Genomic DNA, 16,243 nt, shown 5'->3' with positions numbered 1-16,243 from the left:
CCGTTCATGCGGGTCCGCATTCTCGGGGGCCTAAGACGACATTGGCGCGGCAGCAGATGCGTGCCCCTCCTGGGGAGGGTCGCTCTGAAGCAATCACACATGCGTGATCAACCAAGGGCCGAAGCGACGAAGAGCCTGGGGCAATTGGCTTTTCTGCGGTTCCCCGCCTGTCGCCCCAGGCGGTTGCACTGCGCCCGAAATTAACATACATTCCTGTTTGTATATTAGCTTTCCGGTATCTTCCTTCGATTCCGGCTCCGCTTCATCTCCCTGACGGACCGCGCGGCAGGCGCCGCGAGACGGTCCCTTTGCATATTGGACATTGCGATGCATATGACCCGACCGATACTGGCCGCCTCGCTGACAGCCGTGCTGCTTCTCGCCGGCTGCCAGAAGAACGACGAGCAGGCCGCGGCCCCGGCTTTTCCTCCGGCGGCGGTCGCCGTTTTCACGACCGCGGCGGAGCCTTTGCCGATCACCAACGAGCTGCCCGGCCGCATCACGCCGACGCGGATCGCCGAGGTTCGGCCGCGCGTTACCGGCATCGTCGTCGAACGGGTGTTCGAGCAGGGCACGATGGTCAAGGAAGGCGACGTGCTCTACCGGATCGACCCGGCGCCGTTCCAGGTCAAGGTCGACAGCGCCGAGGCGACGCTGCAGCGGGCAATTGCCGTGCGCGACCAGGCCAAGCAGACCGCCGACCGGCAGTCGCGGCTGAAGGAGGCGCAGGTCGCGGCCGTCCAGCAATATGACGACGCGATCGCGACGCTCGCCCAGGCCGAGGCCGACATCGGCATTGCCGAGGCGGGCCTCGCGGAGGCGAAGCTCAACCTCCAATACGCCAATGTGACTGCGCCGATCAGCGGCCGCATCGGCCGGGCGTTGATCACCGAAGGTGCGCTGGTCAGCGCGAGCGACACACAGAACCTCGCAACCATTCAGCAGCTCGATCCCGTCTATGCCGACTTCACCCAGTCGGCGACCGACCTCATCCGTCTGCGCAAGGCGCTTCAGGACGGCCAGCTGATCAGCGGCAAGAACGAGGCGGAGGTGCAGCTCATCCTCGACGACGGCACGCCCTATGGGTTGAAGGGCCGGCTGCTCTTCTCCGAGGCGGCGGTCGACGCGACCACCGGCCAGGTGACGCTGCGCGGCGAATTTCCCAACCCCAACAACGATCTGCTGCCGGGCATGTATGTGCGCGTGCAGATCCAGCAGGGGCTGGAAAAGGACGCGATTACTGTCCCGCAGCAGGCGGTGCAGCGCAACAATGCCGGCCAGTCCCAGGTCTATGTCGTGACCGCCGACAAGAAGGTCGAGTTCCGCAACGTCACGCTCGGGCGAACCGTCGGCGAGCGCTGGCAGGTTACCGCGGGCCTCAGGGCCGGTGAGAAGGTCATCGTCGAAGGCTTCCAGAAGATCGGCCCCGGCGCTCCCGTCGAACCCACCGATTGGAAGCCGGGCGCCAAGCCCGGAACCGAACAGCAGAGTGCGGCGGCCGCCGGCGACAAGTCCGCCACCGCAGTGAAGTGAGAGCCTACCCATGCCCAGCTTTTTCATCGACAGGCCGATCTTTGCCTGGGTGGTGGCGATCTTCATCATGGTCGCCGGCATCATTGCGATCCCGCTCCTGCCCGTGTCGCAATATCCGGACGTCGCGCCGCCGCAGATCTCGATCAACACCACCTATCCCGGCGCCTCGTCGCAGGACACCTATCAGAGCGTCACGCGGCTGATCGAGGATGAACTGAACGGCGTCGAGGGCCTGCTGTACTTCGAATCGACCTCGAGCGCGTCGGGCTCCGTCGAGATCAATGCGACCTTCGAGCCGGGCACCGACCCCAGCCAGGCCTCGGTCGACATCCAGAACCGGGTGCAACGCGTCGAACCGCGGCTGCCCGATTCGGTGAAGCAGCAGGGCGTCCAGGTGGACGAGGCCGGCTCCGGCTTCCTTCTGATCATCTCGCTGACCTCGACCGACGGATCGATGGACGCGATCGGTCTCGGCGACTATCTGAGCCGCAACGTCTTGAGTGAAATCCAGCGCGTTCAGGGCGTCGGCCGCGCCCAGATGTTCGCGACCGAGCGCTCGATGCGCGTCTGGCTCGATCCGGACAAGATGCTCGGCCTCAACCTGACCGCCGCCGACGTGACGGCGGCCATCCAGGCGCAGAACGCCCAGATCGCCTCGGGCTCGATCGGCGCCCAGCCGAACCCGATCACCCAGCAGATCAGCGCCCCAGTGGTGATCAAGGGCCAGCTTTCGTCGCCGGAGGAATTCGGCGCCATCGTGCTTCGGGCGAACGCCGACGGCTCGGCCGTCCGGCTGCGCGACGTCGCCCGCATCGAAATCGGCGGCGAGAACTATTCCTTCTCGACCCGCCTCAACGGCAAGCCCTCGGCCGCCATCGCCGTGCAGCTCTCGCCGAGCGGCAATGCGATCTCGACCTCGCAGGCGATCAAGGCGCGCATGGACGAGCTCGCCGAGTTCTTCCCGCCGGGCCTCGAATATTCAATCCCCTACGACACCTCGCCCTTCGTCGCCGTCTCGATCCAGAAGGTGGTGGAGACGCTCGTCGAAGCCATGGTGCTCGTCTTCCTGGTGATGTTCCTGTTCCTGCAGAACATCCGCTACACGATCATCCCGACGCTGGTCGTGCCGGTCGCCCTGCTCGGCACCTGCGCGGTCATGCTGGCGATGGGGTTCTCGATCAACGTCTTGACCATGTTCGGCATGGTGCTGGCGATCGGCATTCTCGTCGACGATGCGATCATCGTCGTCGAGAACGTCGAGCGCATCATGTCGGAGGAAGGGCTGACGCCGAAGGAGGCGACCCGCAAGGCGATGAAGCAGATCACCGGCGCGGTGATCGGCATCACCCTGGTGCTCGCCTCGGTGTTCATTCCGATGGCCTTCTTCCCGGGTGCCGTCGGCGTGATCTATCGCCAGTTCTCGCTGACCATGGTGGTTTCGATCCTATTCTCGGCCTTCCTTGCCCTGTCGCTGACGCCGGCGCTCTGCGCGAGCTTCCTGAAGCAGGTCCCTAAGGGCCATCATCACGCCAAGCGCGGCTTCTTCGGCTGGTTCAACCGCAGCTTCGACCGGACCTCGCGCGGCTATACCGGCATGGTCGGACGCCTGGTGACGCGCACCGGCCGCTTCATGATTATCTACCTCGCACTGCTCGGCGGCCTCGCCTGGGCCTTCATGCAGCTCCCTTCGTCCTTCCTGCCGGACGAGGACCAGGGCTTCGTCATCGTCATGATGCAGCTGCCGTCGGAAGCGACCGGAAACCGCACGACGGAGGTCATTGAACAGGCGGAGCATATCTTCGGCCAGGAGCCGGCGGTCGACACGATCGTCGCCATCAACGGCTTCTCCTTCTTCGGCACCGGCCAGAACGCGGGGCTAGCCTTCGTGACGCTCAAGGACTGGAGCGAGCGCGACGCCAACAACGCGGCCCAGTCGATCGCCGGCCGCGCAACAATGGCGATGAGCCAGATCAAGGACGCGATCAGCTTCGCGTTGTCGCCGCCGGCAATCCAGGGCCTCGGCACGACCGGCGGCTTCTCCTTCCGGCTGCAGGACCGCGCCGGGCTCGGCGAAGCGGCGCTGGCTGAGGCACGCGACCAGCTTCTCGGTCTTGCCGCCCAGAGCAAGGTGGTGACGGGCGTTCGCTTCGAGGGCATGCCGGACGCGGCCCAGGTCAGCGTCAACATCGACCGCGAGAAGGCCAACACCTTCGGCGTGACCTTTGCCGACATCAACTCGACGATATCGACCAATCTCGGCTCGTCCTATGTCAACGACTTCCCGAATGCCGGCCGCATGCAGCGCGTGACGGTGCAGGCGGACGAGAACGAGCGCATGCAGACGGCTGATCTCCTGAACCTCAATGTCCGCAACTCGAACGGCGGCATGGTGCCGCTGTCGGCCTTCGCCAATATCGAATGGGTCAAGGCACCGACGCAGACGGTCGGCTACAATGGCTATCCGGCGGTCCGCATCAGCGGCGAGGCGGCTCCGGGCTACTCCTCCGGCGATGCGATCACCGAGATGGAGCGGCTGGTGGCTGAGCTTCCGCCAGGCTTCGGCTATGAATGGACCGGACAATCGCTGCAGGAGATCCAGTCGGGCACACAGGCGCCGCTGCTGATCGCGCTCTCCTGCCTGCTCGTCTTCCTGTGCCTTGCGGCGCTCTACGAGAGCTGGTCGATCCCCGTCTCGGTCATCATGGTCGTGCCGCTCGGCGTCATCGGCGCGGTGCTGGCGGTGATGATGCGCGACATGCCGAACGACGTCTACTTCAAGGTCGGCCTGATCGCGATCATCGGGCTTTCGGCGAAGAACGCCATCCTGATCATCGAGTTCGCCAAGGAGCTGCGCGAACAGGGCAAGCCGCTGATCGAGGCGACGCTCGAAGCCGTGCATCTGCGCTTCCGCCCGATCCTGATGACCTCGCTCGCCTTCACCCTCGGCGTCTTGCCGCTCGCGATCGCGACGGGCGCGAGCTCCGGCAGCCAACGCGCCATCGGCACCGGCGTCATGGGCGGGATGATCTCGGCAACGGTGCTGGCGATCTTCTTCGTGCCGGTGTTCTTCGTGTTCGTCATGAAGATCTTCGGGTGGAGAAAAGCAAGGGGCGCGGCACCTGTGGCCGCATCCGAGAGTGCCACACCCGCCGAGTAAGCGTATCAACGGCCCGCCCTCACCGGCGGGCCGTCCAGCAAGGAGAATGACATGCGCCGAACCAAGGCCGATGCCGAGGAAACCCGAAAGAAGATCCTGAGCGCCGCCGAGCGCGTCTTTTACAAGAAGGGTGTTTCGGGCACGACCCTCGACAAGGTTGCCAGCGAAGCGGGCGTGACCCGCGGCGCCATCTACTGGCATTTCGCCAACAAGACCGATCTTTTCCTGGCGCTCTACGATGCGGTGCCTTTGCCGCAGGAAGACATGATCGCCCGCGAGATCGAGACCGAGGCCTCCGACACGCTGGCGATCGTCGAGGCAGCGACCGGCGACTGGCTCGAAATGCTTGCGGTAGACGAGCAGCGGCAGCGCGTTCTCGCAATCATGCTCCGGTGCGACTACGACAATGAAATGTCCGCCGTGCTCGACCGCCAGAAGGAGATGAAGGAGCGCCACACCGCCATGCTCGAACTCGCCTTCGCCCGCGCGCTCGAGCGCGGGCAATTGCGCGACAACTGGACGCCGACTTCCGCCGTCCGCACGTTGCACTGGATGATGACGGGCCTCTGTACCGAATGGCTGCTCTTCGGCCGCCGTTTCGATCTCGCAGCCGAGGGGCGCGACGCCCTCAAGCGCCTCTTCGCCAGCTTCCGGCAGACTCTTCCCGCCCAGTCCGCCGCCTGAAGCGAACAGAAACCTCAGGCCGTCAGCATGCTTGCGGCGGCGCCAACGAGGTCCTGCTGGGTAGCCGGCTTGTCGACCACCACCGCGCCGTCGCATTTCCGTTGCATCGCGTCGGGCAGCGCTTGTCCGCTGTAGAACAGGAAGGGGATGCCGCGTTCGGCCAGCAGATCGCTGACATTCTCAGTCGTCGCATTCCCGAGGCGTATATCAAGCACGGCGAGAGAAAGCGGCTCGTTTCTGGCCGCATCCAAGGCGGCTTCCAGCGTCATGCATGGCCCGACAATGTCGGCGCCGGCGTCGCGGAATGCGGCCTCCATGTCGAGCGCGATCAGAAGCTCGTCTTCGGCGACCAGAATTCTGGCGCCGGCAAGAGGCAGGTTATGATCAGCTTTCCGCTCCATTTTGCGGGCTCTCCGGGAGCTTGATCTCGATTGTGCAGACGACGCCGTCTGGCCGGAAATCACGGTGCACCGTCGCTCCTGGCAAGCTCTTTTCGATCAACACGCCGCCGAAACCCTGTTCGGCCGGCGATTCGACCGGCGGACCACCGCGTTCCTCCCAAGTAACCGCCAGCCGCCGGTCCTTGTTCCCCACCTTCCAGCGGAGGCTGACCTGCCCGTCTGCCGTGGCGAAAGCGCCGTATTTGGCAGCGTTGGTGGCAAGCTCGTGAAGGACGAGACCGAAGGGCGTGGCGATATCCGGCGTCAGCATGACCGGCTCTCCCTCTATCTGCAGCCTGCGCCCGTCGGTGCCCGTGTGGGCCTCGAGCTGGCTGAGCGCCAGGGCGCCGAGCTCGGCCCCGCTCCATTCCGAATCGACGAGAAGCTTGTGAGCGCTCGCCAAGGCGTCGAGGCGCCCTTCAAAACGCTCGACGAAGTCCTCGCTCGAATGAGTGGTGCGCAAGGTCTGGCGCGCCAAAGATTGCACGACGGCGAGCGTTGTTCTTCACGCGATGGCTCAATTCGTTCAGCAACAGCTGCCGGCGCCGTTCCCAGCGCTTGCGATCGGTGATGTCGCGGGTGCTTTCCAGGACAAGCCGACGGTCGCCGAGGGGAACGAGCTCGATCTGGCTTTCCACCGTCAGCACCTGGCCGTCTTTCGTCGTGTGATGCAATTCGCCGCTCCAGCGGCCGGTTTCGAGCAGGGTTTTCCTCAGCTTGTCGAAGGATGAGCCCGGAACGGCAGTCTTGAGGAGCTGTTCTTTCTGCTTGCCGAGGGCTTCCTCGCGCGAATAGCCGTAGAGCTCTTCGCTGCCGCGGTTCCACTGCTTGATGCCGTCGTCGAAGTCCCAGACGAATATTGGCGAGCGAGACAGCTCGACCAGGCGCATTTCCTGGTCGAGGCGCTGTTCGCTTTCCCTCACTGCCGCTTCGGCATGACGGCGCTCGGAAATGTCGACAAAGGTCGCGACGACGCCATCAATCTTGTCGTCGATCGTGCGATAGGGACGCATTCGCACAAGATACCAGCCGTTGTCGTTGCTCTTGATCTCGCGTTCGATCGGCGCAAGGTTCTCTAAGACCGAGCGCGCATCCTCGGCCAGGCCGTCATATTTCAGATGATGGGTAAAGTCGGTGATCGGCCGTCCTTCGTCATTCTGGGTGACGTTGAAAATCTCCATCAGGCGCGGCGTGAAACGCTTGATACGGAGCGACGGGTTGAGGAAGAGCGTCGCGACGTCTGTTGCCGACATCAGGTTCTGCAGGTCGCTATGGGCTCGCGAAACGCTTTCGAGCTTCAGCTTGAGCTCGTTGTTGACGGTCTGCAGCTCTTCGTTGATCGACTGCAGTTCCTCCTTGCTCGTCTCGAGCTCTTCCGCCGTCGACCGATACTCCTCATTCATCGACTGAAGTTCTTCGTTGGCGGCACGCAGTTCCTCCGTGGCCGCCTCCGATTCTTCCCTCGTCGCGCGAAGCCGACTTTGCGCAAGTTGCAGTTCTTCCTGCAGTTGCCGCACGGCCTGCGTGGACGGAGGATGGCCGTCCACCCTCTCGGCGGGACCTGCGGATGGGTCGATCACATCGCCTTCGATGAACAGCACCAGGGCATGCCGGGTCGGGTCGCTTCCGTGGAGGACCGGCTTCACCTGAACGTAGACACGATGCGGCTGCCCGTCGAGTTGGGCGAGGATCGGCATGCTCAGGGTCGCTTCGTTCCGCTCGAAGGCGCGGTGGAGCGCTGCCCGAAGGTCGAATCGGAACTCCTCGCGCACGAGGTCCGTCGCATCGGTACTGACCGGCCCGCCCGATGGCCGTAGAAAGCGACCGGCGTTCTCGGAAAGATGTATGGCGCGATGGCTTTCATCCACGAGCATGCTCGGCGGAGCGATCTTCTCGAGCATCTGCCTGTGCAAAGCGACGTCGCCGATACTGCCGGTCGGCATCGGCGGCCGCGCGCTACTCGGCGCTCGCTCCAGCCCATGGTGGGGACCGACCAGCACGGGTAGAACCGGACGCCGGTCGCCGGCGCCTGGCACCGACCTGTAGATGCGTGCCTCGCGATCGACCATGCGGAAGAGCCCGTTCGGGTTGTCGGCGCTTTCCGACGATCCGAGGAAAAGGAAGCCTCCCGGATTGAGGGCGTAGTGAAAGATGGTGCATGCCTGCTGCTGGAGCTGTCGATCGAGATAGATCATGAGGTTGCGGCAGGAAATCATGTCGAGATGGGAAAAGGGCGGCTCTCGGAGCAGACTGTGGCTGGCAAACAGAACGACATCGCGCAGTTCGCGGCGCACCCGGTAGTGATCGCCTTCACGCTGGAAGAACCGCCGCAGTCTTTCCTCGCTAAGGTCGGTTTCGATCGTCACGGGAAAGCGCCCTTCACGGGCGATCGCGAGAGCGCCTGCATCGAGATCCGAGCCGAAAACCTGAATCTCCGGCGCGAGCTCGCGACGCGCCGCCTCCTCGAGGAGGAGGATGCCAATCGTATAGGTCTCCTCCCCCGTCGCGCAGCCGGGAACCCAGACCCGGATGCTGTCACCGGCCTCCTTTCCGTCAAACAATTGCGGAATGACTTTATTCGCAAGCGATTTGAAGGCCTCCGGATCGCGAAAAAATGTCGTAACCGATATTAGAAAGTCGCTGAACAGCGCCTGCGCTTCCTCCACGTTCTCGCGCATATAGGCGTAGTAATCGGCGAGCGTCTCCTTCCTGGTCACCTGCGCCCGCCGTCCGATGCGCCGAAGAATGGTGGCGCGCTTGTACTGCGAGAAATCATGTCCGGTCCGCACGCGCACATGCGCCAGGATCCGCCCGAGGAGGTCTTCATCGCCGGATAGCACATGGCCGGGAGGAAGGTGGTCGCGGCTGGCCAGCAGTTCGCTGAGCCTCTCGGGAAGTTCGCGGATGGGAAGGACGAAGTCGGCGACTTCCGTGGCGATGGCATTGCGAGGCATCGAAGCATATTCCGCCTCGCGCGGATCCTGCACGAGCACGATGCCGCCGGCCTCCTTGATGGCCTTGACGCCGATCGAACCATCCGCCCCTGCGCCGGTGAGAACGACGGCGAAACCGGTTCCGTGCTGCTCGGCAAGCGACCGAAAGAAAACGTCGATCGGAGCGCGGGCTGCACGGGGCTGCTCGAATGGAAGCGCGGAGATGGAGCCGTCGGCGATCTTCAGCCGCCGATTTGGCGGGATGACATAGACGTGGTTGCTTTCCAGTTCCGCCTGGTCCTCGATCTGCGTCACAGGCATCTGCGTGCGAGACGCCAGGATGCTGGCCAGTTCGCTCCGGGAGCGCGGATCAAGGTGGATGATGACAACGAAGGCCGCACCGGTATCGGTCGACATGTGTTCGAAGAAGGTCTGAAGTGCCTGCACGCCCCCTGCCGAGGCTCCGATGCCAACTATCGGCGGATCGAATTTCTGATCCATGCTCAATCTCCCCGACAACGTTGCCCGATCAGCCACGCTCTTGGCTCGACGTGTCTTCCACTCCGGATTCGGATTTTGCGGCCATTCTACTTCGAAAGGCGACTCCAGTGTAATTTGTTATGACAGCGGATCAAGCGGCCCAACAGAGGTGTTGGGAAAATCTTCCCCCTTACTCTTGCCATGGGGCACGGCACAATCCGACCGTCGAACCTATCCGCACGTGGAACGTTGTGGGAAGAATGGAGCATGCCATGGGCAGCCGCGACGTAATTGCTATTGGAGGGTCGACGGGGGCAATTGGCGCCGTCAAGCAGCTGCTTCGCGCGCTTCCTCCCGAATTCGCCGCCACCCTATTCATCGTCATTCATGTCGGCGCGCGCGGAAAGAACCTGCTCTCAGAGATCTTCAAGGAACACATCGCCGTTCCAGTGACGACGGCGAGCGACGGCGAGCGGATCGAAGCCGGTCATGTCTATGTCGCGCCCGCTGACCATCATCTTCTCGTCGTCGACGGTATCGTCAGGCTCGGCCGAGGACCGCGCGAGAATCTGGCTCGACCGGCGGTCGACCCGCTCTTCAGATCGGTTGGCATGACTTACGGCACCCGAGCCGTCGGAGTGGTCCTGACGGGGATGTTGAACGACGGCGCGGCGGGTCTTGCCGATCTCAAGCGCTGCGGCGGCGTAACCGTGGTGCAGAACCCGCAGGATGCGGCTGCACCCGACATGCCGCTCGGAGCCCTGAAGGCGAGCGACGTCGACTATCGCGCTTCGCTTGCGGATCTGCCTCAGCTGCTCGTCCAGCTCACGAGCGAGGCGGCCGGGCCGCCGGTTGCTATACCGGATGACCTCAGACTCGAGGTCGATATTGCGCTGGGCCGGCAGATCGACCCTGAAGCGATCGCCACCATTGCCGACGCCGTTCCCCTGTCCTGCCCCGCTTGCGGAGGCGTTCTTTCACAGATGAAGAGCTGGCCGCCGCTCCGCTTCCGTTGTCAGGTCGGTCATGCCTATACGTCAGATACGCTGGCGGCCGAGTCGGAGGGTTCCGTCGACGAGGCGATGCGGGTGGCGCTGCGGATCATCGAGGAAAGGGTGACACTCTGCGAAAAGATGGCCGACGATGCGCGGCGCAGCGGTCGAGACGCCGCAGCCGCCGCCAACACCCGGCGGGCCGACGAGGGCCGCGAGCATGCGGAAACCTTGCGCCGTGCCATTCTCGGCAAGACCGCCGGCGCGGCCGACGAGGTCGAGGAAGTCGAATAGTGCCGCTTGCAAGACCCCTCCCCAACCCTCCCCGCAAGTGGGAGGGGCGAGGCCATCGCGAGCGACTTCCATGTCCAACCGCCGGGGATGCACAAGGTTGCTGCAATACTTTGCAGGCGGCGGTCCGAGACGAATGTCTGTGGTGAAGGCAACGCGGCCCGCTAAGCCCCTCCCCCTTGTGGGGAGGGTTGGGGAGGGGTTAACTTAACTCCGTGGTCGCCTAATGCGCCTCGTCCCAATTCTGCGCGGCGCGCGCGTCGACCTTCAGCGGCACCTTCATGTTGAGCGCCGGCATTGCGGCATTCTCCATCACCGAGACGATCACCGGAAGCGTGCGCTCGATTTCGCTCTCCTCGACCTCGAAGATCAATTCGTCGTGGACCTGGAGCAGCATGCGGGCGGAAAGCTTCGCCGCTTCCAGCGCCGGTTCCATCTTCACCATCGCCCGGCGGATGATGTCGGCGGCCGAGCCCTGGATCGGCGCGTTGATCGCCGCGCGCTCGTTGAAAGCGCGGTGCGAGGGATTGGAGGAGCGGATATCCGGGTAGTGGGCGCGGCGGCCGAAGATCGTTTCGACATAGCCGTGCTCGCGGGCAAAAGCCTTGGTGTTCTCCATATAGTCGCGAATGCCGGGGAAGCGCTCGAAATATCTCTTGATGTACTCGCCCGCTTCCGAGCGCTCGATCGAAAGCTGGTTGGCGAGCCCAAAGGCCGAGATGCCGTAGATGATGCCGAAATTGATCGCCTTGGCGCGGCGGCGGATCTCGCTCGGCATCCCCTCCACCGGCACGCCGAACATCTCCGATGCGGTCATCGCATGGATGTCGACGCCATCGGCAAAGGCTTGGCGAAGCTGCGGAATCTCGGCCACATGCGCCAAGACCCGCAGCTCGATTTGGCTGTAATCGGCCGACACCAGCCTGTGGCCCGGGGTCGCGATGAAGGCAGTCCGGATCTTGCGGCCCTCGGTGGTCCTCACCGGAATATTCTGGAGGTTCGGCTCGGAGGAGGAAAGCCGCCCCGTCGTGGTGGCGGCGAGCGCGTAGCAGGTGTGGACGCGCTTCGTCTCCGGATGCACGAAGCCGGGCAAGGCGTCGGTGTAGGTCGATTTCAGCTTGGTGAGCTGGCGCCAGTCGACGATCTTGCGCGGCAGTTCGTGTCCGACGGCGGCAAGCTCTTCGAGCACCGAAGCGGAGGTCGACCATTGACCGGTCTTCGTCTTCGAGCCGCCCGGCAAGCCCATCTTGCCGAACAGGATGTCGCCGAGCTGCTTCGGCGAGCCGATGGTGAAGGTTTCGCCGGCCAGCCGGTAGATCTCGTCTTCGAGCGCTGCGGCGCCCTGCGCCAGTTCGCCCGAAAGGCGCGAGAGGATCTGGCGGTCGACGGTGATGCCGCGCTCCTCCATCTGAGCCAAGACAGCGACCAGCGGCCTTTCGAGGCGTTCATAGACGCGCGTCAGGCCCTTGGCGGCCAGCCGCGGCTTCAATACATGCCAGAGACGAAGCGTCACCTCCGCGTCCTCGGCGGCATAGGCGGTCGCCTTGTCGATGTCGACGAAATCGAAGCTCACCGACGCCTTGCCGGTGCCGGTGACGTCCTTGTAGGGAATAGGCACGTGGCCGAGCCAACGCTCGGAAAGCGAATCCATGCCGTGCCCGCCATTGCCGGCATCGACCACATAGGACATCAGCATGGTGTCGTCGAAGCTCTGCAGGACGATGCCGTGCCGCTTCATGACCAGATAGGCGTATTTCAGGTTCTGGGCGACCTTGAGCACCGACGGGTCTTCCAGCAGGACCTTTAGCCGGCTCAACGCCTCGCGCGCCGGCACCTGGTTTTCCACCATGCCCCCGCCCAGAAGATCGCTTACGCCGTTCCTGTGGATCAGCGGCACATAGGCGGCGCGGATGGTACCGCCCAGGGGATTGTTGCCGTAATCGGCAAACGCCATCGAAAGGCCGACGAGCTCCGCCCGCATCGGGTCGAGCGAGTTGGTTTCCGCATCGAAACCGAGGACGCCCGCCTCACGGGCATCGGCGATCCAGCGGTCGAGGGTTGCGAGATCGCGGATCGTCACATAGGCCGAATGGTCGAAAGGCGCCTTGGCGAAATAGTCGGCGCGCGCCTGCGCCAGCTCCTGGGGCGTCGCTCCGGTGACATAGGCGTCACCCTTGCCCGTGAGGAAGGAAACCGCAGCCTTGGCGGCAGTGCCGCGCGGCGGCGAAGCGCTCGACGATGCCGGCGTCGGCGGCGGACCGGCCGCCTCGCCGACGTCGAGATCGGGCCCGTGCGCCTCGGCGCCCCATTCGACCGGCACATGCGCCGGTTCGATCGCCTCCGCATCCGTCTCGGTCGCCGCGGCGACGCGGCGCGTCAAAGTGTTGAATTCCATCGTCTTCAGGAAGGCGATCAGCCTCGGTCCGTCCTGCGAATCGAGCCGCAGATCCTCGAGCGGCACGTCGAGCGGCGTGTCCTTCTTCAGGGTGACGAGCTCGCGCGACAGGCGCGCCTTCTCGGCATTGGCGATGATCGCCTCGCGCCGCTTCTGCTGCTTGATCTCGCCGGCCCGCGAAAGCAGCGTGTCGAGGTCGCCATATTCTTCGAGGAGCTGGGCCGCCGTCTTCGGGCCGATGCCGGGAATGCCCGGAACATTGTCGGTGGAATCGCCGGTCATCGCCTGGAGGTCGATCATCTTCTCGGGCGGCACGCCCCATTTCTCGATGACGTCAGGAATGGTGATCTGCTTGTCCTTCATGCTGTCGTACATCGACACATTGGCGGTCACCAATTGCATGAGGTCCTTGTCGGAGGAAACGATGGTGACGCCGGCGCCCGCTTCCTCGGCGAGCCGCGCATAGGTGGCGATCAGGTCGTCGGCCTCGTAGCCTTCCTTCTCGATGCAGGGCAGGTTGAAGGCGCGGGTGGCGTGGCGGATCAGCCCGAATTGCGGGATCAGGTCCTCCGGCGGCGCCGTGCGGTTCGCTTTGTACTGGTCGTAAAGCGTGTTTCGGAAGGTCTTGGAGGAATAATCGAAGATCACTGCGAAATGGGTCGGCGTCACGCCGACCGACGTGTCGCGCGCATCGGTCAGCAACTTCCAGAGCATGTTGCAGAAGCCTGCCACCGCATTGACCGGAAGCCCGTCCGACTTGCGGTTGAGCGGCGGGATGGCGTGGAACGCCCGGAAGATGAAGCCCGAGCCGTCGACGAGGAAGAGATGATCACCGTTTTTCATGCGGCCATGGATAGCGCGGGGGGAGGCAAAGGTCCATTGCGGTTTTCGCCCGAAGCCTCACGGAAACGTTACGCATTTGTAATGTGCGGGCGGGCCGGACAATCCTTGAAAAGCCACATTTGAATCCTCAAATCAAGGTGAGCGGCACTGAAACGATGCCGTCGTCTGGTGATTGGCCTGTCCCCCGCCCGCACCAGATGTGGACAAAGGCCTCATCCCCCTCTCCGGGCCTTTGTCCCGCTTTCACGAAGCCGCTACGGCGCCGCCTCCGCGCCGTGGCGGTTTTTGTTTGGGGCTACTGCATGTCTCCTTGGATCGACCGAGGAGAAAGACATGCAGCAATCCAAAGTGCTACAGCGACCTTTGCGCGGCTGATAAGACGCGCGCCGCTGTAGATCCCACTCCATCGCCTGCTTTGTAACTTGTCTTCATGCCGATTCGGGCCTACGCATGGGCATGGCCTTCGATCGTATGGACTCCGCGACATATCTGGCCAGCCTGCTGGCAAGGAGCTTCTCGCGCGCGCTGCAGCAGCGGGCACAGAAGCTCGGTTTCGCCCCGGGGCAGTTTCCCATTCTGCTGGAACTGTGGGCCGTAGACGGGCTGACTCAGAAGCAGCTTCTCGACCGCCTCGACATCGAACAGGCGACCATGGCCAATACGCTCGCCCGGATGGAGCGCGACGGACTCGTCATCCGCCGCAAGCATCCGAACGACCGGCGCTCGCAGCAGATCTTCCTGACGGAGCAGGCCCGGGGCATGGAGGCGGCGGCGAAGGAGGCGGCACTGGCGGCGGAGCAATCCCTGCTCTCCGGTTTCCGGCGCTTCGAGAAGGAGCTCATGCTCGAATATATGCGCATGGCGCTCGCCAATGCGGCGCGCAGCGGCGACGCCTCCTGACTGCCATCCGGACAATTTGTCGTTGCATCAAAAGATTTCGCTTAAAGCCGCCTCCATTCGATTCTAGGTTCGCCCGCGAAACCCACAAAGGATTCGCATGATGGCAGACATCACCCCCGTGCTCGAGCGCGCCGACGCAAACCTTCCTGAGAGCCTTGAGCGGCTATTCGATCTCGTCCGCATCCAGTCCATCTCGACCGACCCCGCCTTCAAGGCCGAGTGCCGCAGGGCGGCCGAATGGCTGGTGGCCGAACTCCAAGCTCTCGGCTTCGAAGCCGCGGTGCGCGACACGCCCGGCCATCCGATGGTGGTCGCCCATCATGCCGCCGCGAAAGCGAGCGCCCCGCATCTGCTCTTCTACGGCCACTACGACGTCCAGCCGGTCGATCCGCTCAACCTCTGGGAGGCTCCTCCCTTCGAGCCGGGGATCAAGGAACTCGAGCCCGGCCGGAAAGTGATCACCGGTCGCGGCACCTCCGACGACAAGGGGCAGCTTATGACCTTCGTCGAGGCAGTGCGAGCCTACAAGGAGACGCAGGGGGCGCTTCCCTGCCGCATCACCATTCTCTTCGAAGGCGAAGAGGAATCCGGCTCGCCCTCGCTGAAACCCTTCCTCGAGGCGAATGCCGCCGAGCTCAAGGCCGACTATGCGCTGATCTGCGACACCGGCATGTGGGACCGCGAGACGCCGGCGATCTCGGCGGGCCTGCGCGGTCTCGTGGGCGAAGAGATCATCGTCAAGGCGGCGGACCGCGACCTGCACTCGGGCCTTTTCGGCGGGGCCGCGGCCAACCCGATCCACATTCTCACCGACATCTTGGCCGGATTGCACGACAAAACCGGCCGCGTGACACTCGACAATTTCTATGACGGCGTCGAGGAGACGCCGGCCGAGATCAAGGCGAGCTGGGAAATGCTCGGCCGCACGGCGGAGAAATTTCTTGGCGATGTCGGTCTTTCCATTCCCTCCGGCGAGAACGGGCGCTCGGTGCTGGAACTGACCTGGGCGCGCCCGACTGCGGAGGTCAACGGCATCACCGGCGGATATACCGGCGAAGGCTTCAAGACGGTGATCGCCGCGCAAGCCTCCGCCAAGGTCTCCTTCCGCCTCGTCGGCGACCAGGATCCGGCAAAGATTCGCGAGAGCTTCCGCGCCTATGTCCGCTCGAAGATTCCTGCGGACTGCTCGGTCGAGTTCCACGGCCATGGTGCTTCGCCGGCTATCCATCTTCCCTACGACTCGGCGCTTCTCACCACCGCCAAGACGGCGCTCTCCGCCGAATGGCCGAAGCCGGCGATCGTCGTCGGCATGGGCGGCTCCATCCCGATCGTCGGCGACTTCCAGAAGATGCTCGGCATGGAATCGCTGCTCGTCGGCTTCGGCCTCGCCGACGACCGCATCCACTCGCCCAACGAGAAGTACGAGCTGACATCCTTCCACAAAGGCATTCGCTCCTGGATCCGCATCCTTGATGCGCTTGCGGCATGACTCTCGTTAGCCGCTGCGAAGGCGTTCGCGGCGGCTGACCCTCAATGAAAGGACATCCAATCAGATATCCGGCCAGCGCTGCTTGACCTCACCGCGCCGGAATGCT

Annotated in this window: 8 protein-coding genes and 1 pseudogene; 6 read left to right on the top strand and 3 right to left on the bottom strand. The window is 63.9% G+C overall.

Annotated features, from left to right (window positions below; genetic code table 11):
• Window positions 1–327 precede the first annotated feature (327 nt).
• The 3 genes from NXT3_RS00870 to NXT3_RS00860 are packed head-to-tail and all read left to right on the top strand — an operon-like array spanning window position 328 to window position 5,374.
• Complete coding sequence (locus tag NXT3_RS00870) at window positions 328–1,533, top strand: efflux RND transporter periplasmic adaptor subunit (RefSeq protein WP_097525649.1); 1,206 nt, start codon at window positions 328–330, stop codon at window positions 1,531–1,533.
• A 10-nt stretch (window positions 1,534–1,543) separates the two neighbouring features.
• On the top strand, window positions 1,544–4,690 hold the full coding sequence (locus NXT3_RS00865) for a multidrug efflux RND transporter permease subunit (protein WP_097525429.1): 3,147 nt from the start codon (window positions 1,544–1,546) through the stop codon (window positions 4,688–4,690).
• Between the two features lie 51 nt (window positions 4,691–4,741).
• Entirely contained in the window at window positions 4,742–5,374 is a 633-nt protein-coding gene (locus tag NXT3_RS00860; protein ID WP_037422541.1) for a TetR family transcriptional regulator, read from the top strand.
• Window positions 5,375–5,388: 14 nt separating this feature from the next.
• Here NXT3_RS00860 and NXT3_RS00855 read toward each other — a convergent pair whose 3' ends face one another.
• Together NXT3_RS00855 and NXT3_RS00850 are read right to left on the bottom strand one after the other, a co-directional pair.
• A complete protein-coding gene (locus NXT3_RS00855; RefSeq protein ID WP_037422544.1) occupies window positions 5,389–5,775 on the bottom strand; it encodes a response regulator in 387 nt (128 codons plus the stop codon).
• Window positions 5,759–9,248 (bottom strand): annotated as a pseudogene (locus NXT3_RS00850) (chemotaxis protein CheB). Before NXT3_RS00850 ends, NXT3_RS00855 begins: the two are co-directional and overlap by 17 nt.
• 251 nt (window positions 9,249–9,499) lie before the next feature.
• Here NXT3_RS00850 and NXT3_RS00845 point away from each other — a divergent pair.
• On the top strand, window positions 9,500–10,513 hold the full coding sequence (locus tag NXT3_RS00845; RefSeq protein WP_104839907.1) for a chemotaxis protein CheB: 1,014 nt from the start codon (window positions 9,500–9,502) through the stop codon (window positions 10,511–10,513).
• 220 nt (window positions 10,514–10,733) lie between these two features.
• Here the strand turns inward: NXT3_RS00845 and polA are convergent, their stop codons facing one another.
• Window positions 10,734–13,748, bottom strand: coding sequence for a DNA polymerase I (gene polA / locus NXT3_RS00840; protein WP_104838653.1), 3,015 nt, complete (start codon window positions 13,746–13,748; stop codon window positions 10,734–10,736).
• Window positions 13,749–14,204: 456 nt separating this feature from the next.
• Here polA and NXT3_RS00835 point away from each other — a divergent pair, with 456 nt between their 5' ends.
• On the top strand, window positions 14,205–14,648 hold the full coding sequence (locus NXT3_RS00835; protein WP_097525647.1) for a MarR family winged helix-turn-helix transcriptional regulator: 444 nt from the start codon (window positions 14,205–14,207) through the stop codon (window positions 14,646–14,648).
• A gap of 97 nt (window positions 14,649–14,745) precedes the next feature.
• Window positions 14,746–16,137 (top strand): M20/M25/M40 family metallo-hydrolase, encoded by a 1,392-nt coding sequence (locus NXT3_RS00830; protein ID WP_097525426.1) that lies wholly within the window; start codon window positions 14,746–14,748, stop codon window positions 16,135–16,137.
• Window positions 16,138–16,243: the final 106 nt, after the last annotated feature.

Source organism: Sinorhizobium fredii (genome assembly GCF_002944405.1).
Classification (GTDB): Bacteria; Pseudomonadota; Alphaproteobacteria; order Rhizobiales; family Rhizobiaceae; genus Sinorhizobium; species Sinorhizobium fredii_C.
The sequence above is the reverse complement of the archived record's forward strand: the minus strand, read 5'-3'. Positions and strand labels throughout refer to the sequence as shown.